The 22,755-nt window shown below is 58.5% G+C and carries 22 protein-coding genes and 3 tRNA genes; 16 read left to right on the top strand and 9 right to left on the bottom strand.

Annotation, left to right across the window (positions count from 1 at the left end; all coding sequences use genetic code 11):
• Positions 1–27: 27 nt before the first annotated feature.
• The 3 genes from secF to yajC are packed head-to-tail and all read right to left on the bottom strand — an operon-like array spanning position 28 to position 2,954.
• A complete protein-coding gene (secF, locus tag GRI44_RS03275) occupies positions 28–1,008 on the bottom strand; it encodes a protein translocase subunit SecF (RefSeq protein ID WP_160600017.1) in 981 nt (326 codons plus the stop codon).
• A gap of 12 nt (positions 1,009–1,020) precedes the next feature.
• The gene (secD, locus tag GRI44_RS03270) at positions 1,021–2,619 is read right to left on the bottom strand and encodes a protein translocase subunit SecD (RefSeq protein ID WP_160600016.1); all 1,599 of its coding nucleotides are present in this window, start codon (positions 2,617–2,619) and stop codon (positions 1,021–1,023) included.
• Positions 2,620–2,633: 14 nt separating this feature from the next.
• The gene (yajC, locus tag GRI44_RS03265) at positions 2,634–2,954 is read right to left on the bottom strand and encodes a preprotein translocase subunit YajC (RefSeq protein WP_160600015.1); all 321 of its coding nucleotides are present in this window, start codon (positions 2,952–2,954) and stop codon (positions 2,634–2,636) included.
• 237 nt (positions 2,955–3,191) lie between these two features.
• On the opposite strand from yajC, the gene GRI44_RS03260 reads away from it, so the two are divergent.
• The 6 genes from GRI44_RS03260 (at position 3,192) to accC (ending at position 7,326) form a co-directional block, all read left to right on the top strand.
• Positions 3,192–3,268, top strand: a tRNA-Pro gene (locus GRI44_RS03260).
• Between the two features lie 139 nt (positions 3,269–3,407).
• Positions 3,408–4,292: an HpcH/HpaI aldolase/citrate lyase family protein gene (locus GRI44_RS03255; RefSeq protein ID WP_160600014.1), complete on the top strand. Its 885-nt coding sequence runs from the start codon at positions 3,408–3,410 to the stop codon at positions 4,290–4,292.
• 89 nt (positions 4,293–4,381) lie between these two features.
• Positions 4,382–4,795 carry a holin family protein gene (locus GRI44_RS03250; protein ID WP_160600013.1) on the top strand — a complete coding sequence of 138 codons (414 nt, stop codon included), beginning with the start codon at positions 4,382–4,384 and terminating at the stop codon, positions 4,793–4,795.
• A 144-nt stretch (positions 4,796–4,939) separates the two neighbouring features.
• The gene (gene aroQ / locus GRI44_RS03245; RefSeq protein ID WP_160600012.1) at positions 4,940–5,386 is read left to right on the top strand and encodes a type II 3-dehydroquinate dehydratase; all 447 of its coding nucleotides are present in this window, start codon (positions 4,940–4,942) and stop codon (positions 5,384–5,386) included.
• 75 nt (positions 5,387–5,461) lie between these two features.
• A complete protein-coding gene (gene accB / locus GRI44_RS03240; RefSeq protein ID WP_160600011.1) occupies positions 5,462–5,965 on the top strand; it encodes an acetyl-CoA carboxylase biotin carboxyl carrier protein in 504 nt (167 codons plus the stop codon).
• 11 nt (positions 5,966–5,976) lie between these two features.
• Complete coding sequence (accC, locus tag GRI44_RS03235; RefSeq protein ID WP_160600010.1) at positions 5,977–7,326, top strand: acetyl-CoA carboxylase biotin carboxylase subunit; 1,350 nt, start codon at positions 5,977–5,979, stop codon at positions 7,324–7,326.
• An 18-nt stretch (positions 7,327–7,344) separates the two neighbouring features.
• On the opposite strand, the gene GRI44_RS03230 is transcribed toward accC, so the two are convergent.
• The gene (locus tag GRI44_RS03230; RefSeq protein ID WP_160600009.1) at positions 7,345–7,743 is read right to left on the bottom strand and encodes a hypothetical protein; all 399 of its coding nucleotides are present in this window, start codon (positions 7,741–7,743) and stop codon (positions 7,345–7,347) included.
• Positions 7,744–7,936: 193 nt separating this feature from the next.
• On the opposite strand from GRI44_RS03230, the gene GRI44_RS03225 reads away from it, so the two are divergent.
• Entirely contained in the window at positions 7,937–8,158 is a 222-nt protein-coding gene (locus GRI44_RS03225; protein ID WP_160600008.1) for a hypothetical protein, read from the top strand.
• Positions 8,159–8,237: 79 nt separating this feature from the next.
• Here GRI44_RS03225 and GRI44_RS03220 read toward each other — a convergent pair whose 3' ends face one another.
• Positions 8,238–8,705 carry an Lrp/AsnC family transcriptional regulator gene (locus tag GRI44_RS03220; RefSeq protein ID WP_160600007.1) on the bottom strand — a complete coding sequence of 156 codons (468 nt, stop codon included), beginning with the start codon at positions 8,703–8,705 and terminating at the stop codon, positions 8,238–8,240.
• Positions 8,706–8,954: 249 nt separating this feature from the next.
• On the opposite strand from GRI44_RS03220, the gene GRI44_RS03215 reads away from it, so the two are divergent.
• From GRI44_RS03215 to GRI44_RS03195, 5 genes are all read left to right on the top strand, one after another.
• Entirely contained in the window at positions 8,955–10,760 is a 1,806-nt protein-coding gene (locus GRI44_RS03215; protein WP_160600006.1) for a sensor histidine kinase, read from the top strand.
• 45 nt (positions 10,761–10,805) lie between these two features.
• Positions 10,806–11,804 carry a polysaccharide deacetylase family protein gene (locus GRI44_RS03210; RefSeq protein WP_160600005.1) on the top strand — a complete coding sequence of 333 codons (999 nt, stop codon included), beginning with the start codon at positions 10,806–10,808 and terminating at the stop codon, positions 11,802–11,804.
• A gap of 123 nt (positions 11,805–11,927) precedes the next feature.
• Positions 11,928–12,004: transfer RNA gene (locus GRI44_RS03205), tRNA-Ile, on the top strand.
• 78 nt (positions 12,005–12,082) lie between these two features.
• Positions 12,083–12,159 (top strand) — tRNA-Pro (locus tag GRI44_RS03200).
• 235 nt (positions 12,160–12,394) lie between these two features.
• Positions 12,395–15,343, top strand: a complete 2,949-nt coding sequence (locus GRI44_RS03195; protein ID WP_232842956.1) for a TonB-dependent receptor domain-containing protein — start codon at positions 12,395–12,397, stop codon at positions 15,341–15,343.
• Between the two features lie 99 nt (positions 15,344–15,442).
• Here the strand turns inward: GRI44_RS03195 and GRI44_RS03190 are convergent, their stop codons facing one another.
• Together GRI44_RS03190 and GRI44_RS03185 are read right to left on the bottom strand one after the other, a co-directional pair.
• Entirely contained in the window at positions 15,443–15,961 is a 519-nt protein-coding gene (locus tag GRI44_RS03190) for a DUF421 domain-containing protein (RefSeq protein ID WP_160600003.1), read from the bottom strand.
• Positions 15,958–17,337, bottom strand: a complete 1,380-nt coding sequence (locus tag GRI44_RS03185; protein WP_160600002.1) for a M20/M25/M40 family metallo-hydrolase — start codon at positions 17,335–17,337, stop codon at positions 15,958–15,960. Before GRI44_RS03185 ends, GRI44_RS03190 begins: the two co-directional genes overlap by 4 nt.
• Positions 17,338–17,465: 128 nt before the next feature.
• Here GRI44_RS03185 and ettA point away from each other — a divergent pair, with 128 nt between their 5' ends.
• From ettA to GRI44_RS03170, 3 genes are all read left to right on the top strand, one after another.
• On the top strand, positions 17,466–19,145 hold the full coding sequence (ettA, locus tag GRI44_RS03180; protein WP_160600001.1) for an energy-dependent translational throttle protein EttA: 1,680 nt from the start codon (positions 17,466–17,468) through the stop codon (positions 19,143–19,145).
• A gap of 199 nt (positions 19,146–19,344) precedes the next feature.
• Positions 19,345–19,617 carry a hypothetical protein gene (locus GRI44_RS03175; protein WP_202386122.1) on the top strand — a complete coding sequence of 91 codons (273 nt, stop codon included), beginning with the start codon at positions 19,345–19,347 and terminating at the stop codon, positions 19,615–19,617.
• Positions 19,618–19,838: 221 nt separating this feature from the next.
• On the top strand, positions 19,839–20,234 hold the full coding sequence (locus GRI44_RS03170) for a response regulator (protein ID WP_160601218.1): 396 nt from the start codon (positions 19,839–19,841) through the stop codon (positions 20,232–20,234).
• 21 nt (positions 20,235–20,255) lie between these two features.
• On the opposite strand, the gene GRI44_RS03165 is transcribed toward GRI44_RS03170, so the two are convergent.
• Entirely contained in the window at positions 20,256–20,843 is a 588-nt protein-coding gene (locus GRI44_RS03165; protein ID WP_160600000.1) for a pyridoxamine 5'-phosphate oxidase family protein, read from the bottom strand.
• A gap of 179 nt (positions 20,844–21,022) precedes the next feature.
• On the opposite strand from GRI44_RS03165, the gene GRI44_RS03160 reads away from it, so the two are divergent.
• A complete protein-coding gene (locus GRI44_RS03160; RefSeq protein ID WP_160599999.1) occupies positions 21,023–22,042 on the top strand; it encodes an RcnB family protein in 1,020 nt (339 codons plus the stop codon).
• Positions 22,043–22,153: 111 nt separating this feature from the next.
• Here GRI44_RS03160 and GRI44_RS03155 read toward each other — a convergent pair whose 3' ends face one another.
• The gene (locus GRI44_RS03155) at positions 22,154–22,750 is read right to left on the bottom strand and encodes a cytochrome b (RefSeq protein ID WP_232842955.1); all 597 of its coding nucleotides are present in this window, start codon (positions 22,748–22,750) and stop codon (positions 22,154–22,156) included.
• Positions 22,751–22,755 lie beyond the last annotated feature (5 nt).

Raw genomic sequence — 22,755 nt, 5'->3', positions numbered from 1 at the left:
GGGCGGGATGCGCCGCCCTCCTGCCAGTTACATTTCCCCGCGGGCGACCTTGTCCTGCCGGTCAGCAACGCTTTCCTCTGGCACAAAGCTGTGCGAATCCACGCCCAGCCAGATGAGGATTGGCGCGGCCATGTAGATCGAACTGTATGTGCCAACAAAAATACCCAGCGTAATCGCCGCGGTCAGGCCGAACAGGCTGGCCGGGCCAAACAGCAACAGCGGCAACAGCGCCAGCAGCAAGGTCAGCGAAGTCATCACTGTCCGCGCCAGCGTTTCGTTCACCGAAAGGTCGAGCAATTCGGGAAGCGGCATCTTGCGGTATTTTTTCAGATTTTCACGAATACGGTCATATACAACGATCGTATCGTTCAGCGAATAGCCGATGATCGCCAGAATGGCCGCGATGATCTGAAGGCTGAATTCCATCTGGAACAGGGCGAACATACCCAGTGTCAGCGAAACGTCATGCACCAGCGCGAACAGGGCGCCGACCCCGAACTGCCATTCAAACCGGACCCAGATATAAATCGCAATCGCCAGCATTGCCGCAAGCAGGGCGTAAATCGCCATTTCACGAAATTCGCCGGAAACCTTGCCGGATACAGAATCCACACCGTCAATCCGGATGTCGGCATATTCTGCCTGCAACGCGGTGGTAATGGTGCGCGTCATGGCATCGGCAAATGCCGGATCGCCTTCAGCTTCGGGCGGCAATTTCACGCGGATGGACACTTCGTTGGGTGCGCCGAACCGCTGGATCACCGGATCACCCACATTTTCGAGCGAGGCGACCGTATCACGCAATTGCGGAATGGGCGCTTCGGCCTGCTGGGTGAAGGTTGCGCGGATTTCCTGACCGCCGGCAAAATCCACGCCGTAATTCAGGCCCTGGGTAAAAACGAGCGCCCAGCTTGCCGCCATCAGCGCCAGGCTGACGACATAGAACGGCACGCGCCATTTCAGGAACTTGATATTGGTATCGTCGGGGACGAGTTTCAGAAGTCTCATTATACAGGCCCCTTAAACGTGCAAATCTTGTGGCCGCGCCCTGCGCAGCCAGCCAGCGACCCACATGCGGGTCAGGGTTACGGCAGTAAACACGCTGGTGAACAGGCCAATGATTAGAACCACCGCGAAGCCGCGGATCGGGCCGGAGCCGAAAATGAACAGCAGCACACCCGCAATGAAATTGGTGACATTGGCATCGTAAATCGCGCGGCTGGCTTCCTTGTAGCCATTTTCCACCGCCGCAACCACGCGCCGTCCTCGCTTGCGTTCTTCACGTATTCGCTCGTTAATCAGCACGTTGGCATCCACCGCCGCACCAATGGTGAGCACAAAGCCCGCAATGCCGGGCAATGTCAGCGTGGTGTTCAGCACCGCCATGATCCCCAGCAGCATCAACACGTTCAGAACCAGCGCCGCCGTGGCATAAATACCGAAGCGGCCATAAGTGAAGATCATCAGCGCAATAACCAGCAAGGAGCCGACGCCCATTGCCAGCAGACCCTTGCGGATGGAATCCGCACCCAGGTCTGGACCGACCGTGCGTTCTTCTACCACGGCCAGATCAACCGGCAATGCGCCTGACCGCAGTGAAATGGCCAGCTGATTGGCCGTATCGGTGGTGAAGCTGCCCGAAATGGACGCGCTGCCGCCGCGAATTGGCTCATTGATATTCGGTGCTGACAACACCTTGCCATCCAGAATGATGGCGAACGGCTTGTTGACGTTCTCCGACGTCAGCTTGGCAAATTTCGCCCCGCCCTGCTGGTCGAACTGGATGGTGACATTGGCTTCGTTGGTTTGCGGGTCAAAGCTCTGCTGCGCATTGGTCAGCTGATCACCCTTGATCCCGCCCAATCTGCGAACGGCCACTGACGTGCCTTCAAAAGGCGTGCCTGCAGCATAGGGGAAAATCTGGCTGCCCGGCGGCGCGATGCCCTGTTCCACATCGGCTGGCAGCGCATTCTGGTCGACCAGCTTGAATTCCAGCTTGGCTGTCTGGCCCAGCAGGCTTTTCAGCTGTTCAGGATCCTGCAGACCGGGAACCTGCACCACGATCCGCGTGTCACCCTGCCGAATGATGGTCGGTTCACGCGTGCCAAGTGAATCGATACGCTTGCGCACCACTTCTGTGGCACTGTCCATCGCTTGGGTTACAGCGCTTTCCACACCGCTGGCGGTTGGCGAAAGCGCAAAGCGGGTCTGGTCGACAACTCGCAAATCCCATTCACGGGTCAGGCCTGTGCCATTGACCAGCGGGAGCAGCAATTCGCGCGCACGGTCCACATCAGCGGCACTGTCCACCATGAAGCTCAATTGCTTGCCACTGGTCGAAACATCGCCAATCCGGATGCGCGGGCTGGCCTGCCGCATCACGGCCCGGACCGATTCTTCCATATTTTCCAGCCGCTGGTCGGCCACTTGCGCAGGATCAGCTTCCAACAGGATATGGCTGCCGCCCGCAAGGTCGAGACCAAGATTGACCATCGGGTCGGGCAAGGCTTCGGGCCAGCGAACGCTTGTCATGGAAAGAAGCGAAGGCAACGCAGCGGCGACTGCCAGCAGCGTGATCGCCCAGAGCCAGATCTTTTTCCAGCGCGGAAATTCGAGCATTTTTGTGCTTTCGCTTAGTCGTTTGCCGCTGAACCAGCGGGTGGAACGATATCGCCAATGGTGCTTTTCACGGCCTTGACGCGAACGCCCTGTGCCAGTTCAAGATCTGCATACACGTCGTCAACGCGGACAACCTTGGCAATGAGGCCGCCTGCCGTGACCACCTGGTCACCTTTTTTCAGGCCGCCAATCTTGGCCTGATGATCTTTCTGCCGGCGCATTTGCGGGCGGATGATCAGGAACCAGAAAATAAGCCCCATACCCACCAATGGCGCAAACTGGAGCCAGGCTGGCGGAGCTTCCGCACTGGCGGCGGCGGCAAGAAAATCGATCATCGGGAGAACCTGTGAATTGCAAAAAATCTAGGTGGGGAGAGCTCAATGAAACGCAAGTTACCCGCGCTCAGTTGCACCTCCCGGCGATAGAAGCGCGCGCCTAGCACCTTCATCAGACGAGAGCAACGAAGGACAGGCAGACCAATTGAGATGAGCAAACCGGGATGGCGTGTAATTCGCGCGCTATGGGCTTGCCACACTTCAAAGGCCGCCCTATAGGCCCGCCCTCCACCGGTTCGGGACGTAGCGCAGCCTGGTAGCGCATCACACTGGGGGTGTGGGGGTCGGAGGTTCGAATCCTCTCGTCCCGACCAGTGGAAATCACTCTCTTTGGTTACAGGTTTCAGCCGCGAGGCTGAGTGCAAGGCGGCATGGTCTGCCCTGGCGAAAGGGCCATTGCGCTGCCTCATGCTCCCTTCTAGGCACACTGCATAGTCGCCGGGGAGTGAAATTTTGGCCGAACAGACACACACAGCATTCCGGGCGCGGTCCTGGTTGTTTGCCCCCGGTGACAGCGCCAAAAAAATGGCCAAGGCCGCTGATAGCCCGGCCGATATTGTCCTGCTGGACCTGGAAGATTCCGTCGCGCCTGACGCCAAGCCTGACGCAAGAGAGATGGTCGGTGACTTTCTACGCTCGCGTAGCGACCGCAGCCGCTTGTGGGTGCGTATCAATCCGATCGATTCGGATCATGCCGCGCTGGACCTTGAAGCGGTTATCGCCGCCGGACCGGGCGGCATCATGTTGCCCAAGGCGTGCGGCAGGGCCGATCTTGACAAGCTGGACGAACAGATAAGCAAGCTGGAAGCCGCCGCGGGTTTGCCTGACCGCCAGATCAAGGTCATCGCACTGGTGACAGAAACAGCGGCGGCGATGTTCAAAACCGGCGATTATTCCGGTGCGCCGAGACTGGCCGCGATGAGCTGGGGCGCCGAAGATTTGTCATCCGCCCTTGGTGCAAGCAACCAGTTCATGGCTGACGGCCAATATGCACCCGTGTTCGAACTGGCCCGCAGCCTCTGTCTGCTGGGCGCAGTTGCAGCCCAGGTCATGCCGATTGAAACAATTCAGGCGGACTTTCGCGATCTGGACGGCCTCAGGAAACGTGCCGAAATGGTTCGCAAGACCGGCTATCGCGGAATGTTGGCCATTCACCCGGCGCAAATCGACATCATCAACGAAGCATTCACTCCTACGGCCGAAGAACTGGCCCATGCCAGGCAAATTATCGAGCTGTTTGCGGCCAATCCCGGTGCAGGAACCGTCGGCCTGAACGGGATGATGATCGACCGGCCCCATCTCGTTCTGGCACAAGCGCTGCTGGCCATGGCCGACTGACATCATGGCAATATCTCGACAAGATTCCATTTTCCTACATTAACCTGTTTGGTTATCTGCGCTCGCTTTCCCCTGACAGGAGCGTCCCCATGCCATTCGTCGAATCGCTTATTGGACCAATTGCCTCGATCATCGACAAGATCATCCCCGACAAGGAAGCCCGTGCCCGCGCCAAGCTGGAATTGCTGCAACTGGAAGGGACGCATGAACTCGCCACCATCGAGGCCCGGCTTGCCGCCATTGTCGCAGAAGCGAATTCGCAAGACCCGTGGACCAGCCGGGCGCGGCCCAGTTTCCTTTATGTCATGTATGTCATGATCCTGTGGGCGCTGCCGATGGGAATATTATCCGCTTTTGACCCCGCTGCAGCCCGGAACATCGGCATTGGCATGACCGGCTATCTGCGCGGCTTGCCTGAAGAACTCTACGCCCTGTTTGGCACCGGCTACCTTGGCTACACTGCCGCGCGCCAGTGGGGCAAAGTCAAAGGCGTGGAAAAATAGGGAGAGACTGGCATTAGCGTAGATCGTTGTTCCCACCAGAACGATGGTTCTATCTTGTTCAGACCGAGATCCGATAGCTCAAGACATATAGGCAGCAGTGATCAGTGCTATGCGTAAAGAGCTTGCCCCGCTAATCACCCTGTCATGACTGACACAATCTATGTCCTGAATGGCCCGAATCTGAACTTGCTCGGTTTGCGGGAGCCGGAAATTTATGGCTCGGCAACGATGGATGACATCGCCGGTATGCTGGAAGACCGGGCGCGCGAACTGGGGGTGGAAGTGGATGTGCGGCAGTCCAACCACGAGGGGCATCTGGTGGACTGGCTGCATGAAGCGCAGGCGCAAGGGGCCAGGGCCGTGCTGCTGAATGCTGCTGCCTATACGCACACATCCATCGCCCTGCTCGATGCAATCCGCGCCATCAATGTGCCGGTCATCGAAGTGCATTTGTCCGACCCCAAAACGCGCGAGGAATTCCGCCATATTTCCTTTGTCGGCATGGCCGCTGTGCAGACTGTGGAAGGGCTCGGCGCGCATGGCTATGTCGTCGCGCTTGACGCTGCGGCATCGCTGCCAGCGTCAGGGTAAAGAAGCCCCTGCCCTCTTGCCAGCCCGCGTCCGGCAACGCATAGGCGGGCGCTTGGACATAACAAGAGGCATTTCATGGCCGAACACAAATCCGCGTCCGGTAGTAAATCCGGTATGGTTGTTGATACAGATCTGGTCCGCGAACTGGCAGAAATGCTGGCCGAAACTGGTCTGACCGAAATTGAAGTGGAAGATGGCGAACGCAAGATCCGCGTGGCCCGTGGCGGCATGGCAGCCCCTGCCTATGCAGCGCCAGCTTACCCTGCCCACGATATGCCGGCGCCTGCCTCGCCTGCGGCAACCGCAGCACCGGCAACACCTGCTGAAAACCCTGGGCCTGATCTGTCCAACGCGCTGAAATCCCCCATGGTTGGCACGGTCTATCTGGCCGCAGAACCTGGTGCCGCCAACTTTGTGAAAGTGGGCGACAAGGTCAATGCAGGTGACACGCTGGTGATTATCGAGGCGATGAAGGTCATGAACCCCATCATCGCGGACCGTGCGGGCACGGTTGCCGAAATTCTGGTCGACAATGCGCAGCCGGTTGAGTTCGACCAGCCGCTGGTCCTGATCGCGTAAGGCGAAAAGACATGGGAATCAGCCGGATACTAATCGCCAACCGCGGCGAAATTGCCTTGCGCATTCATCGCGCGGCGCATGAAATGGGCATCGAGACGGTGGCTGTACATTCCACAGCCGATGCCGATGCCATGCATGTGCGGCTTGCGGACCACGCGGTCTGCATTGGCCCGCCAGCGGCCAGTGAAAGCTACCTCAACATGGCGGCGATCATTTCTGCCGCTGAAATCGCCCATTGCGACGCCATTCACCCTGGCTACGGTTTCCTGTCCGAAAATGCGAAATTCGCCGAAATCGTCGAAGCGCATGACATCAAATGGATTGGTCCCAAGCCTGAACATATCGTCACCATGGGCGACAAGGTACAGGCAAAGCGCACCGCGGGCGCATTGGGTCTGCCGCTGGTTCCGGGTTCTGACGGGGCGATCGAGGATGTGGCGGAAGCTGCAAAAATCGCCGAGGACATCGGCTATCCGGTCATCATCAAGGCAGCATCGGGCGGCGGCGGCCGCGGGATGAAAGTGTGCAACGGCCCTGACGAGTTGGAAACCCTGATGAAACAGGCCGGTTCAGAAGCAAAAGCTGCTTTTGGCGATGCGACTGTCTATCTGGAAAAATACCTCGGCAACCCGCGCCATATCGAATTTCAGGTGTTTGGCGATGGTAAGGGCAATGCCATCCATCTGGGTGAACGCGATTGTTCGCTGCAACGCCGCCACCAGAAAGTGCTGGAAGAAGCGCCCTCCCCGGTAATTTCCGACGAAGACCGGACGCGCATGGGTGAAACCTGCGCCAAGGCGATGGCCGATATGGGGTACAGGGGCGCAGGCACTATCGAATTCCTGTGGGAAGATGGCGAGTTCTATTTCATCGAAATGAATACCCGCCTTCAGGTGGAACATCCGGTGACAGAAATGATTACCGGCATCGACCTGGTGCGCGAACAGATCCGCATTGCCGATGGCAAGCCGCTGTCCGTCACGCAGGATGAAGTGGAATTCAAAGGCCACGCCATTGAATGCCGCATCAATGCAGAAGATGCCTTCACCTTCGCGCCATCGCCGGGAATGGTCACTGCCTATCACGCCGCTGGCGGAATGCATGTGCGGGTGGATAGCGGGCTTTACGCCGGATATCGCATTCCGCCCTATTACGATTCCATGATTGCCAAGCTGATTGTCTATGGCCGCAACCGCGAAAAATGCATCATGCGCCTGCGCCGTGCCTTGGAAGAAATGGTCGTGGAAGGCGTCAAGACATCCATCCCGCTGCATCAGGAATTGCTGAAACAGGATGATGTGCTGAGCGGCGATTATTCCATCAAATGGCTGGAAGACTGGCTGGCGCAACGCGAAGGCTGATCGGGCGCCGGTTCAGCGCTACTGGATCGGCGGCCGAAAATCGTCCTGGCGCAAGGTGATGATATAGGCGGCCAGCACGTCGACATCCTCTTCCACCACTTCGAAATTCATCGTCTCGGGAAAATTGTGCGAATCGCGCAGAAAATCGCGCAGCGTTACTTCGGTTAGCCCCGGCATATTGGCGACCATGGCAAAGGTTGGCGACTGCGGGTTTGGCGAAATGCCGCCCGCAGAAATGGCATGGCATCCCGAACACAGGGCCTCTGACAGATTGTAGCCTGCCTGTGCCGGCCCACTCAGCGCGGTAACAGCCTGGCTGGGCGAAGGCTGGACCTCCACAGGCTGCTGCTGGGAAACAGCTCCCTGACAGGCGGAGAGACCCAAGGCGACAATGCAAGCGGCAAATGATCTGGTCATGCAGCGTAGCTACCATTGCCGGAGGCAAGCGGCAATCGAAGGGCTTCTACCTGCTGGATACAAAAATCGGTTTGACCCGTGCGACCCATCGGAAAATGGGAATTCACCCACCGTTCAGCCGGAATTATCGATGCCATGAAAAGTCCTAGAAAGGGATCTTGTGGCATCAACTTTTATATGTGCAGTTGCCGTCATGGCGGCAAACCCCGCCAGCGAAGCGCAGGCTGTCGCAGACAAAGCCCCGAAACCGGTTGATGCCGCGCTGATAAAAGATGCGCCTGCCATCTCGCCCTTCAACAATACCATCGAGGCGCTGGAGCAGGCGCGCCGGGCGGAAGAAATCGTCAAATCCCGGCGGGATGCCGAACAGCCAAAAAACACCGACGAACAGGTAAAAAGCGAACGGCCTGCCTGACCCATCGCCAAACAGGCGCGGCGTAATGCACAGGCAGCGCGCTAATCATTTGAGCATTGGGCTTATTTGGGCATCGGGCTTATTTGGGCATGGGCACGCCCGGTTCATGCTTTGCGGTACGAATGGTGAGCGACGTTTTGACACTGGCGACATTCGGCGCCGGGGTCAGCTTGCTGGTCAGAAATTCCTGAAAACTTTGCAGATCGTGGCTGACGATTTTCAGGATGAAATCAATCTCGCCGTTTAGCATGTGGCATTCGCGCACTTCGGGCAATTGCGCCATGTGGTCTTCAAATTCACGCAAAGCACTTTCGGCCTGGCTCTTGAGGCTGACCATGGCAAACACGGTTATCGCAAACCCCAGTTGCGAGGCATCCAGATCAGCGTGATAGCCGCGAATAACGCCTTGTTCTTCCAATGCGCGCACGCGGCGCAGGCACGGCGGCGCGGTCAGGCCGACCCGGTGCGCCAGTTCCACATTTGTGACCCGGCCTTCATGCTGTAATTCGGCCAGCAGCTTACGATCAATTTCATCAAGATTGGCCAAAGTGTGCTTCCCCCGCAGTCTGACGCACTGATAATAATGTGTATCTGTAACGAAAGCCGCTTCATAACAGGTTGGCGGCTAATATTATTATTCTTGCCAGCAATTGTCCCGCTTTGCAACGCACGGTCTGCAAGCTGTATCGCGCATGTGTGAAACTGGTAGAGAGCAATCATGCCGGAATCCGTTCGGCAAGGGTAAGCCCCAACGCTACGCCCTTATGTAACATTCATATTCCGTGCCGGAGACGCCATGCATTTCGATGACCGCCTTGCCACCGTGTTGCGCCACCGCGCAACGGGCGAGCGTGCGGCGCGAACGCAGTTCAGGCAATTGCTGGATCTTCTGGGCAGCAGGTCTGCGGCCATGGAAAGCAAACTGATGGCGTCTGCCTGGCTGCGGCTGGGCGCATTGGGCGAGCAGATACCCGCTGCCGACCGCGCACAGATGATCCGCGATCCGGGAATGCGTTTTCGCAATGCGGAACTGGCCGCCCATCTGGCGGAAGATGAACCGCAAGTGGCCGCGGCTGCGTTGGCTCGGGCAGACCTCACCGATTCGCAGTGGCAGATCCTGATCCCCCGCTTGCCAATCCGCGCGCGCGGCTTTTTGCGCCTGCGCCGCGATATGCCGGAACGCGCATCTTTGCTGCTCGAAAAGCTGGGAATTCATGATCGCGGCCTGCCGCTTCCCGATAGCGATGCAGAATATCTGGTGGAAACACCCGGCCCGCTAACCTCTGCGCCGCAGGAGACTGAGAGCAGGCAGGCGCCCATTCACACAGAAACTGTCCGGCCAGACAATATTCGCCCCGTCCCTGTTGCAGCAAATGACGCAGCGCCCACCGCAGATGTGCGCGTGACCGCTATCGCTGATCTGGAACTGACGGAGACGGAGGACAGCGAAATTGGCGCGCTGGTCAAACGGATTGAAGCATTTCGGCAGGCCCGCATTGGCACGCCGCCAACTGCCCAGTCACCGCGCCTGCCGCTGAATGACCGGCAGACAGACCACAACCAGCCGAAATTGGCCGGTTTTGCATTCACCTGCGATTCGGAAGGCCGGATTGATTGGGCGGAACCTTCGGTCGCGCCAATGGTGGTGGGCAAACGGCTTGCCGATGATGACGCGATACCGGCCGCTGTCATGGTGCGGCACCAGCCACTGGTGGCCCAGAATGTGGCGCTGGAAGGTGCGCCGCTGATTACCGGAAACTGGGTGGTCGATGCCGCGCCGCGCTTTACCCGGCCCGATGGCAGGTTCTACGGCTATGCAGGCAAATTCCGCCGACCAGCGGCAACCAGCGGCAGTGCCGCTGCCCGCAAAGCTGACAGCGAAGCAGACCGCATCCGCCAGCTGCTGCATGAATTGCGCACGCCAGTGAATGCGATCCAGGGTTTTTCCGAGATCATCCAGCAGCAATTGTTCGGCCCCACCCCCCACGCCTATCGCGCACTGGCGGCCACCATTGCTGGCGATAGCGCCCGCATTCTTGCCGGGTTTGACGAATTGGACCGCCTGGCCCGGCTGGAAAGCGGGGCAATAGAACTGGACGATGGTGCGTCAGATTTGCGCGCCATGGTCGAAAATACTGCATTGCAGCTGCAATATGTCATGCGCCCGCGGGATGCGTCCTTCGCTGCCAGCCTTGGGGCTGATGTGTGCATCGTGGCGCTGGCGCAGGGCGAATGCGAGGCGCTTGGCTGGCGGCTTATTGCAACTCTGGCCAGTGCAATCGGGGTCGGGGAAACGGTGCGGCTGGACCTGACGCAAGATGATGCGAAGGCACAATTGCGCTGCGAACTGCCAGCCGCGCTGGCTGCGCTGGACGATTTATTCGCCGCAAGTGCGCGTTCGGCCAATGGCGCGCTGAGTGCCGGAATGTTCGGCACAGGATTTGCGCTGCGGCTGGCACGGGCCGAAGCACGGGCAGCAGGGGGCGATCTTAAACCGGAAAATGGCTGGCTGGTGCTTAGCTTGCCGCTCTTGACCGGCGCCGACGCGAATCCTAGCGAGAGTGACGTGTCAGGGCCAAGGGACAGGCCCGCAGGAGCCTAGCGCCATTTCAGGCGGCTGGCCCGGCATGTGGGGGGCCAAGTCAGCATGAAACGGCCAGATAGTGCATCACCGCGCAATTTCCGCACGGCACGCTTTGTATCCAGCTTTGGCCAACGTTCGCTTCTGACAGTTGATACTGAGGAAGAGTTTGACTGGTCCGGCCCATTTTCCCGCACTGGCTACGGCGTCCGCCATGTGGGGCAAATCTGCAAATTTCAGGATTTTTGCGAGAGCATTGGCGTCACGCCGGTATATCTGGTGGACTGGCCCATCGCCACATTACCGCTGGCCATCGAAACAATCGGCGCCGCTGTAAACGCTGGCAAAGCAGAAATCGGCATCCAGCTGCACCCATGGGTGAACCCGCCGCATGACGAGCAACCGGGCCCGCATAATTCCTATGCCGGCAATTTACCTGCAGAACTGGAAGATCAAAAATTCACCCGCCTGCGCGATTTGATCGAACAGAATTTCGGCGTACCGCCCCTGATCTATCGTGCCGGCCGGTATGGTCTGGGGCCAAATTCGGCTGCCATGCTGCGCCGCTCTGGCATTGCGATCGACAGTTCGGTGCGTAGCACGTTCGATTACAGCGATGGACAGGGGCCGAATTACAGCCAGTATCCGGTGGTTCCGTTCTGGCTGGATGAACCGCGCGGTGTGCTGGAATTGCCGCTGACAACTGTGTTCTGGGGTATGCTGCGCAAACAGGGTCGCTTCCTTTACCCCCGTTTGCGCAAGCATCCCCTGGTGCTGGGTGTGCTGGCGCGGCTGGCACTTCTGGAACGCATCCCGCTCACGCCTGAGGGGGTGACTGTGGACGAAGCGCGGCGCGGTATCGATATTGCACTGGACGATGGCCTGCCCCTGCTGGTCCTGTCATTTCACAGCCCTTCGCTGGCGCCCGGCAATACGCCCTATGTTCGCAACCAACATGACGTGGACTGTTTGTATGACTGGTGGCGCAGGGTCTATGCCTATCTGGAAAAGCGCGGCGTAGTCCCCACCACCATCCGCGAAATCATCGATTCTGTCGAAAATTAAGTGCCTTTTTTAAAAATTGTCCATTTTGCTGCATCTTGGCGCTTGCCACCTGCCTCAAGCCAAGCTAGTCGCGGCCCCGCTGAACGGCATCGGGTATGTCCTTTCGGGGAAATGTCCTTTCGGGGGCCTGTAGCTCAGTTGGTTAGAGCTGGCCGCTCATAACGGCTAGGTCGGGGGTTCGAGTCCCTCCGGGCCCACCAGAATTTCTGGTCCGGGTTTCTAGTCAGGGTTTCTGGCAATGGTTTTGGCCAGTATGCCTGAAGCTCGGGAAAAAGTGTCGGGGAGTGGCGCAGCCTGGTAGCGCATCTGTTTTGGGAACAGAGGGTCGCAGGTTCGAATCCTGTCTCCCCGACCATTTTCGAGTTCGTCGGTTTTCGTGCCGGCAATAGCGGTCACGCCGGGCGGTAAAACCGCTTCTGGCGCGGACTTCCTCACCAAATCGGCAGACGTTTTGTGCGTGCATCTGGCGCGCTGCGTCCACGCATGCGTTGGTGTTAGGCCTTGACATAAGCCGCGTCACAACGTTCATTCCCATCAAACGGGCTTCCAAAAATGGATCATAAGCACCGTTTCGCCTGGGGAGGATGATTATGAATAAGTCGACTTTACGCCGCACTTGCGCGTTTTTTGCACTCACATCCGGTTTGCTTGGAGCTTCTGCCGCATCCGCGCAGTCAGCACCTGTCACCAGTGACGATCCTGAAACAATCGCAGCCCGCGAAATTGTCGTTACCGGCAGTCTTATCCGCGGCACCCCCGAAGATGCCGCCTTGCCAGTGGACGTCGTGTCATCCGAAGAACTGACGCTGAAGGGGATCAATTCCCCGCTCGACTTCATCAAGGAATTGCCATCGGTCGGCTCCGTGCTGGGCGATACCAACCAGTTTGCCACCACGTCGCAGGGTTTTCAGGGTAACGGGTCCATCAACCTGCGCGGCCTTGGCTTTACCCGCACCCTGGTGTTGTTGAATGGCAAGCGCACCATCCAGGCACCGGGCGATGGTTTTGCCGATACCAATCTCATCCCGCTATTCGCGCTGGAACGCGTCGAAATTCTGAAAGACGGCGCTGCGGCAACCTATGGCTCGGATGCGATTGCCGGGGTGGCAAACTTCATCACGAAAACCAATTTTGCAGGCGTGGAAGTTGGCGGCGACTGGACCTTCATCGACGGGTCGGATGGCAATTACAATATCAGCGCGATTGCCGGCGCCAATTTTGGCGGCCTCAACGTGCTGGTCGGCGCCGGATGGCAGCACCGGTCGGAACTGGCGACTACAGAACGCAGCTATACGCAGCAGGAATATACCGAAAACGCATCGGGCTATTCCGCTCTCGCAACGCCGGGTCTGTTTGCGGTAACTTATCTTGGCGCAGGCGGTATTAACACGCAGCTTCGCCCTGACCGGGGCTGCGCTGAACTGGGCGGTTTTGTCACCAGCCCGGTCTGCCGGTTTACCTATATTCCGTTCGATAACATCACCGAGGAAGAAGACCGCTATCAGGTCTATGCGCAGGCCAGCGCAGATCTGAATGACACCACGCGTTGGCACGCCAGCGCGCTGTGGGCCAAGACCGATCTTGAAAGTCTGAATTATTCGCCTGCGTTCCCCCCTACCCAGGGGCCGAAGGGTTCGGGCTTCATCAGTGCCTTTACCACTTCCCCCACCAACCCGGGCCTGCCTGCCTTTCTCAATCAGGTCGGCTTGCCGCAATCGGGCGGCGCAAACGGCACCATCGTGGCAGTGACGAATGTGTATTACCGGCCGTTCGGCTTCCTCGGCAATCCGAATGATCCAGGGCGCGGCGCGGGCACCGGTCTGGCCAAGAACAACGCCTGGCGCGTCAACACCGGCCTTGAATTTGACATCGGTTCGAAACTGGTGGCCAATATCGATGGGACGTACTGGCGTTCTTCGCGTGATCAATATGCGCCGGGCATTGTGGGCTCGCGCCTGCAAAACGCGCTCAACGGGCTTGGCGGGGCCAATTGCACAGGCACGACGCCCGGCGCCAATGGCTGCGAATATTTCAATCCCTTCGTCAATGCCGGGCCCAGCAACCCGACCCTGGGCATCGCCAACCCATTCTATGTGGCGGGGAATGAAAACAGCAGCGATCTGGTCAGCTTTATCCAGATCCCCAATGGCACCTTCCAGCGCGAAGAACAGTTTGTGATAGATGCGGTCATTTCCGGCGGCACCGGTTTTGAACTGCCCGGCGGCGAAGTGGCATTTGCCATCGGCGGACAATATCGGAAAAACAACTTCATCACGAGACCGCTGAGCGACACGTCCAATCTCAACATCAACCCTTGCTACCGCGAAGGTGACAGGAGCTGTGTCGGCACGGTCACGGACGGCGTTGGCCCGTTCATCTTCCTGGGCGGCACCAGACCATCCAGCCTGTCGCAGGAAGTGTATGCTGCCTTTGCAGAAGTTCAGCTGCCCATCCTCGACACGCTCGAAGTGTCCGGCGCAATCCGTTATGAAGATTATGGCAGCCCGATTGGCTCGACCATCAATCCCAAGGGGTCCTTCCGCTTCGAGGCCACCGATTTCCTGACTGTTCGCGGATCAATCGGGACCACTTTCCGCGGCCCTCTGGCCAGCAATGTCAGCCCCAATGGCGTCACCACATTGCAAGGCCTGACGGCAACGGGCGGCAATTACAAATCTGTCGATGTGTTCGGCAATCCGGCCCTTCAGCCTGAAACTGCCCTTACATATAACATCGGCTTTGTGGTGAAGACCGGCGGGCTGACATTCAGCGCCGATTACTGGACGTATAAATTCGACGACCAGATCACGACAACACCGGCAGATGCCATCGCCAGCCTGGTCGCCAATGGCCAGACCAGCGGGAATGCCGTGGTCAATTGCGCCAGTCCGCTGGCGAGCCTGATTACCTTTACCGGTAACCAGTGCATCCAGGGCACCACTCTGGGCCTCGACATTGCGCGGGTCCGCACCGATTTCGTCAATGGGCCCAAGGTCACCGTTCGCGGCATCGATCTGGCGCTGAATTATGACATTGATGCCGGATTTGCCATGGTGTCCGTGGGCGGCAATGCCACCTACAACATGGATTACAAGATTTCCGACTTCATCGTGAACGATGTGCTGGTTACACCGGGCTTCGACGCTGTCGGATTTGGCAACTATGCGCGCGATCCCGGCACACTGCCGGAATGGCGCGCCAATGCCTATGTCAATCTGAACGCTGGCGGGCTGAACCTGCGCTATTCGGTTAATTACATCTCAAGCGTCTTTGACGAACGGTGTGAAAACCGGGACCCCTGCTTCGTATTTGCCGGGGGCAGCAGCAATTACGGGGTCGATAGCGGCTCCTTCGTGCAGCAGGATCTGGTCGCCAACTATACGCTGCCGGTTACATTTGCTGACGTGAACCTGACCGCAGCAGTGCGCAACATCTTCGACCGCGAACCAGCGCAGGCCTATCTGCCGCTGGGCTACAACCCCTATATCGGCAATGCCATCGGGCGGAACTTCTCGCTCGGTCTGAAGGTCAAATATTGATCCCGTTTCCGGACTGACAAAAAAAGGGGCCGGCAGAGCGATCTGCCGGCCCCTTTTTATTGCCGCATCCACCATCAGGCAGTGAACATTCGCCGCTAATTATCCGGCGCGGCGGACACCTTCGATCAGTTGTTCATCCAGATGCTGGCCGTGCAGCACAGAAACATCGCCTGTCGATTCCAGCACGACTGCCCTAACCTCGCTGAAATCCAGCACATTCGCTTCGCGCAGCTTGGCGATGAGGTCCGTTTCCGTCACGCGCGATTGCCGCAGCGCATCGTGCAGCATCACGCCGTCCCGCATGAGAAGCAGCGGCTGGTTCTGAACCAGTTTTTCAAATCTGCTAGAGCTTTTGCGCAGGCGCGCTGCCAGCCATTGCAACGCAAACAGACCGGCCATGGCGACCAGCGGCTGGCTGAATTTTATCCAGCTGTCGGCCTGTGATGCGGCTGCCACCAACGACCCCAGCGCCACCGTCATGACAAAATCGAACGGGGTCATCTTGGACAGTGACCGCAGGCCGACCACCCGGACCAGGATGATGACCCACACAAGCGCGACACCCGAGAGCAAAATCCCGCGTGCCGCCACATCTGCTGCAATATTGCTGAAAATCATCGGGCCGGCTGGGCCGCGCCCATAATGGGGGAAGTTTCATTGGCCAACACCTGGACCACCGCTGTCCAGACAGCGACATTCTGGCGCAATTGCACCGGATCGATCTTGTCCAGCGTGTCATCCGGGGTGTGATGCAGATCGAAATAGCGGGTGCCATCCTGCTGGAGGTCGATGATGGCCCCGCCCTGTTCCCGGCTGATATTGATGTCTGCGCCGCCAGTGGCCGTGGCCGCAGAACTGGCCACCCCAAAGCGCGCAACGGCAGCCGCCAGTTTTTTCACCAGTTCCGGATTGCTGGCGCCAAAGTTGGTTTCAATCTGCCAGATGCGGTCTGCGCCAAAGTCGCTTTCCAGCCCGACGCCAATTTTTTCATCGGCATGCGCTGCGGCATAGGCCTTGCTGCCCCACAGGCCGGTTTCTTCCGCCCCTGCAAACAGCACGCGAATGGTACGCAGCGGCTGGTTGGCCATCGATGCATGGCGGGCGGCAGCAGAAATAATGCCGCACCCGGCGCCATCATCCATGGCGCCCGTGCCCAAGTCCCAGCTGTCAATATGGCAGGCGAGCAGAACCGGCGGCAGCGATGGGTCGCGGCCGACAATTTCGCCAACCACATTGCCTGACCGGGTCTGCCCCAGATCGCGCGGGGTCAGCACCAGTTTCATGGTGACAGGCTTGCCCTTGGCGCGCGCAAACATCCGTTCCAGATTGGCCGCATCAGGCAAGGACAATGCGCCTGCCGGAATGGGGCTGACGCCATCTGCAAATGTGGTGCCGCCGGTGTGCGGGTTGCGGTGCATATCCGTGCCAATGGATTTGATCACGCTGGCAACCGCGCCCTTGCTGGCAGCCACGCTGGCGCCGACCCAGCGTGCCGGACCGGCAAAGCCGTATTGCGACCCGTTCTGCGTTGGCGTCATGGAATGGCTGATATAGGCTATCTTGCCTTTGAGTGATCCGGCAGGTGCGGCGCGCAAGGCGTCGAAGGTCTTGAATTCAACCACTTCGGCAGTAATCCCGCCTGCGGGCGTGGCAGCGCTGGTGCCAAGGGCCGTGACATGAAATGGCTGCGGAAAAGGCGCGATGATTTCGGCGGTTTCCGTGCCGCGGACCCAGGTGTCCATCATGAAGGCTTCGTCAGCCACATTGGTAAAACCATTGGCATTGAGCCAGCGGACTGCCCACGCACGGCCGCGTGCTTCGGCCTCGGTCCCGGCCTGACGCGGCCCGACTTCGGTGGTGATGCCTTCAACAAAGTCCCAGGCAATAGTATCTGATTTCAATGCAATATCGGCGTGATCTGTCGTTTGCGCCATGACAGCTGTGGTGGAAACAGAGAGCGAGAGCGCGACCAGCGCGGAGGCATATGTGTGCATGATACGCCTGCTATCGGCCCTTTGGGTCCAAGTCCAGCTTGCCCCGCGCCGCATCAATGCCTATTTGACCTCCAAATCGTGGACGACAGTTCCCACTCCATCTCAAAGACGCACCCGAAGGACGAGCAATGGCCGCCCAATACGCATATGTCATGAAGAACATGACCAAGACTTTCCCCGGCGCAAAAAAGCCGGTGCTGGAGAATATCAACCTCCAGTTTTACCAGGGTGCCAAGATCGGCATCGTTGGCCCCAATGGCGCGGGCAAATCCACCCTGATCAAGATCATGGCGGGGATTGATACCGATTATACCGGCGAAGCTTGGCCGGGTGAAAATATCACAGTGGGCTATCTGGCGCAGGAACCGCAGCTGGATGAAAGCAAGTCCGTGCTTGAAAACGTCAAGGATGGCGCCCGCGAAACGGCCGACATGGTTGACCGGTTCAATGCCATTTCTGCAGAAATGGGCGACCCGCAGGACGACACTGATTTTGACGCGCTGATGGACGAAATGGGCGTGCTGCAGGAAAAGATCGACGCGGTGGACGGCTGGACGCTCGACAACCAGCTCGAAATCGCGATGGAAGCACTGCGTTGCCCGCCATCTGACGCTTCGGTTGAAAATCTGTCAGGTGGTGAAAAGCGCCGTGTGGCCCTGACACGTCTGCTGATCCAGAAGCCTTCGATCCTGCTGCTGGACGAACCGACCAACCATCTTGATGCCGAAAGCGTCGAATGGCTGGAAAACCATCTCAAGGAATATGCCGGCGCGGTACTGATGATCACCCATGACCGCTACTTCCTCGATAATGTGGTGGAATGGATTCTCGAACTCGATCGCGGGTCCTATTATCCATACGAAGGCAATTATTCGACTTATCTGGAGAAGAAAGCCAAGCGCATGGCGCAGGAAGACCGGGAAGATTCCGGCCGCCAGAAAGCGCTGTCGGAAGAACTGGAATGGATTCGCCAGACGCCAAAGGGCCGCCAGACCAAATCCAAGGCCCGTCTGCGCAAATTCGAACAGTTGCAGGACGCGCAAAGCGACCGCAAGCCGGGCAAGGCGCAGATCGTTATCCAGGTGCCTGAACGGCTGGGCAGCAAGGTCATCGAAGCGCACAACATCTCCAAGGCCTATGGCGACAAGCTGTTGTTCGAAGATCTGAGTTTCACTCTGCCGCCGGGCGGTATCGTGGGCGTGATTGGCCCCAACGGTGCGGGCAAATCCACCCTGTTCAAGCTGATCACCGGTCAGGAACAGCCTGATTCGGGCACCATTGCCATCGGTGAAACGGTCCATCTGGGCTATGTTGATCAGAGCCGTGACGATCTCGACCCCAAAAAGAACGTCTGGCAGGAAATTTCCGACGAGTTGGATTACATGAAGGTCAACGGCCACGACATGAGCACGCGTGCCTATGTCGGCGCTTTCAACTTCAAGGGTGCTGACCAGCAGAAAGTCGTCGGCAAATTGTCCGGTGGTGAACGCAACCGCGTCCACATGGCCAAGATGTTGAAGGAAGGTGGCAACGTGTTGCTGCTCGACGAACCGACCAACGATCTGGACGTTGAAACCTTGCGCGCGCTGGAAGATGCAGTCGAAAACTTTGCCGGCTGCGCCGTGGTCATTTCGCATGACCGCTTCTTCCTTGACCGTCTAGCAACCCATATTCTGGCATTTGAGGGCGATAGCCATGTCGAATGGTTCGAAGGCAATTTCGAAGCCTATGAAGAAGACAAACGCCGCCGCCTTGGCGATGCGGCTGACCGGCCTACCCGTCTGGCCTACAAGAAACTGACACGATAAGGTTTCGCAGCGAAAAATTGCTGCGCATCCCTTCTGAATGGCCCCGCAAAAGTTCGGCTTTTGCGGGGCCTTTTCATGTCTGCCCTCGCGCCCATCGGCGCATATTTACAGGCTTGTCATGCAATCTGGACCCCGTTCGCAATTCGGCAAGGTTTTGCCGCTAAAACCAGTCCTATAGCCTTCATGGATTGGTCCTGCCTTGATAGATATTGAAATTCAGAACGAGACTCACCAGTCTCATGAACGGATCAAAATGGCCGTCATGCCGCGCATTGGCGAAGGCATCAGACTGCAGGAGCCGAATGGCTTCTGGGCCTCCTATGACATTCTCGACCTGTGGTATCAGAAAGCCGATTATGGCGATATCTGGGTGCCATATCTGCATGTTCGCCGCACACCGTCGGAACGCGATGTACCCGGCGATGAAACGATGCTTCACGATTCCGGGGAGTCGGTGCCATTCGCGATCTGATCAAACGCATGGGTAGGGATGCGCAGGACCATCGGCCGGCGCCCGCTGCACCCGTGCAGCAAGCAGCACAAAGCGCACCGGTTAACGCGCCCGTTCCGGCGCCTGAGCCGATGGATGTCCCTGCATCCTCGCCAGCACCAGAAGCCGAAATTGCAGTCGCGCCCGCCAAACCTGCTGCCGAACCAGCGGCCAGACCAACTGACCGCCCGAGCGACCAGACCATGGGCCGCACGCCTGCTGCCCGCAACGCCCCGCCCCAATGCCTGCTGGTGGACGATTCGCGGATGATCCGCAAAGTTGCCCGCCGCATCATCGAAAGCGTCGGCTATCAGGTGGACGAAGCCGAAAACGGCGAGGAAGCATTGGCCAAATGCAAGATTTCCACGCCCGATCTCATCCTGCTGGACTGGGATATGCCGGTAATGACCGGCATCGAATTTCTGGCGGCCCTACGCGCGACACAGACCAGCAAACGGCCCAAGGTCGTTTTCTGCACCACCAAGGCCGGCGCCTTCGATATTCATCGCGGCATTGATGTGGGCGCTGATGAATATGTCACCAAGCCATTCAACGAAGCCAGCCTGCTGGACAAGCTGATCAAGATTGGGGCGGCCTGACGCGCAGCGCGCTATCTGCCATCACGGCATCAGCCAGGTGCCTGAAACCGTGCCATCATCGCCAATATCAAACTGCGCGCGGCGGTGGCCATCACTGGACAGATAAAGCCAGTCGAATCGCGTAACGCGCACCATCAACAGCGCAAAATTTGCGCGTGCAGGCGCGACCTGTTCTTCGGAAGGGTTGATCCCTTCTGCCCATTCCGGCAATCCCGATGTCTCACAGCCCGCCAATTCTCCCGGCGCGCCCTGCGTAAGATAGGCGCGTCTGGCAAAGGTGGTGCTTCCAGCCCAGGCAGCATCTGCCGCTGGTGACCGGTCATCCACATGGCCCTGCCCCATCATCCTGATCTGAACCTTGGCATCAGGGTCATAGGCAAGCACCCGCATTGCCTGATCCTGCCTGATTGCGGCGACTTTTGGGCTGCGGACGTCGGTGTTGAAGCGCAGGACGGCGTTTTCCCGGTCAAACCCGCGCAGCACCATGGTCCGCATATTTCCGTCAGCAGTGGCCACCACGGCTGTGTGCATGGCGGAATGCCGGCTGCGCGCGGCACGGGCCAGATGGTCAAAAACCTGCTGCAGAATCGCGTTCATTTCATCAGTCATGGGCATTTGTAAGGACGCAACGCAACCGCAAGTCAATCACGCGATCATTCAGATAATCATCCCCCAACATGAACAGAAAGGCATGATGGCCGTTCAGATTTTTGTCAGCTTTACTGAACTAGAACCTATTGCATAGAGGCTGCCATTTGGATGTGGCGACCTGAAGATGGAGAGTCGGTATGACTTTTAGTGACTTATTCAAGACTAGCGGCTTGTCCGCCCTCGCCATTGCGCTGGCGATCACGGTTGTGCCGACAGAAGCTGCCGCACAGAACCGCGGTGATCGGGCGGAGCGCGCACAGCAGCGTGATGGCGATGAGACGGTGATGGAACGCCGGCAGGAACGCCGCGAAGCCCGGCAGTCCGCGCGCCAGAATGACGGCGTGCGCCAGCAGGTGCAGCAGGCCCAGCGCGCTCAAGTGCGTCAGGAGCGCGCCCAGCAGGCGCAGCCCGCAAGCCGTGCGCAGGAACGCAGCGGACAGGACTGGAACCGCAGTGACCGCCGTGGACGCGACTGGAACCAGAGCCAGAACCGCAGTGATGTCGCAGTCGAGCGCTCCAATCGCGGCATCGCCGCACAGGCGCGCACTGACAACCGCAGCGAAAACCGCAGTGATGCCCGCGCCGATCCCCGCACGGGCACCCGCTACGGCACTGATCGCAACCGCGCCTACACAGACCGCAATCGCAATACGACCTATAGCGGCGTTCGGCAGGCAGACCGCACGCGTGACGGGTATCGTGATGGCCGCCGCGAACAGTACCGCGATAACCGCGATGCCTATCGTGATGGACGCCGCGATGGATACCGTGACAGCCGAAATACCTATCGCGACAATCGTGAAACGCGCCGGGATGCGCACCGCGATGCACATCGGGACGAACGCCGCTGGGACCGCAAGCGGTGGCGCGATAACAATCGCTATAACTGGTATAATTACCGGTCCACGAACCGCAGCCTGTTCCGCCTTGGCAGCTATTATTCGCCCTATCGGAACTACCGCTACAACCGCTTGAACATCGGTTTTCAGCTGGGGTCGCTGTTCTATTCGAACCGTTACTGGATCAATGATCCATGGCAGTACCGTCTGCCGGAAGTCTACGGCCCCTATCGCTGGGTCCGCTATTATGACGACGTGCTGCTGGTGAATATCTACAGCGGCGAAGTGGTCGACGTGGTGTATGATTTCTTCTGGTAAGTCCCCTTGCTTACCAGATGCAGGCGGCAGGTTGATCAGTGCCTGTCGCCATCAGAAACCCCCGCCAGCGGTGCTGGCGGGGGTTTTCATTTGTCAGCGTGCAAGACGCGATTAACGGTTAGGCTTACCGAACGGCAGCATTCTGAACAGCGTGCCGTCCTTGTTCCAGAACGTATGTTTCAGCGCGCCGATAATGTGTAGCGCGATGAGATAGATGAAAATTTCCCCGCCGGTTTTATGCAGGCCGATAATGGCCTTGCCGGTTTCCCTGGCTTCGCCCACCGGAAGGCCCGGCAAAGTAAACAGGCCCCACATATCGACATTGCCGCCAAACAGCGAAACGCCCAGCCAGCCGCCGATGGGCAGGCCGATCAGCAGGACATAGAAAATGAAATGCACCGTGCGGGCGAGCATTTTTTCCCACGTCGCATAGCTGTTCGGCATTGCCGGCACAGGATGGGCCAGACGCCACAGCAGGCGCAAGATGCTGAGTGCCAAGATCGAAATGCCCAGCGCCTTGTGGTGCCCCATCCAATAAGCAGCATCGGTTTCTGATGCATGTTCTGCAACAGCGGCAATGCGCCAGTTGGCAATAACGGCAATCGCGATGACCCAGTGGAACACCATCGCCCCGGTTGAATATCGGTTCTGCGCACTGCCAGTGCTGACACCCATGCTGGCCCGAGTTCCAGTTCCAATGTCACTCATTCCCG

The sequence above is a fragment of the Allopontixanthobacter confluentis genome (assembly GCF_009827615.1).
GTDB classification, from domain to species: domain Bacteria; phylum Pseudomonadota; class Alphaproteobacteria; order Sphingomonadales; family Sphingomonadaceae; genus Allopontixanthobacter; species Allopontixanthobacter confluentis.
The sequence above is the reverse complement of the archived record's forward strand: the minus strand, read 5'-3'. Positions and strand labels throughout refer to the sequence as shown.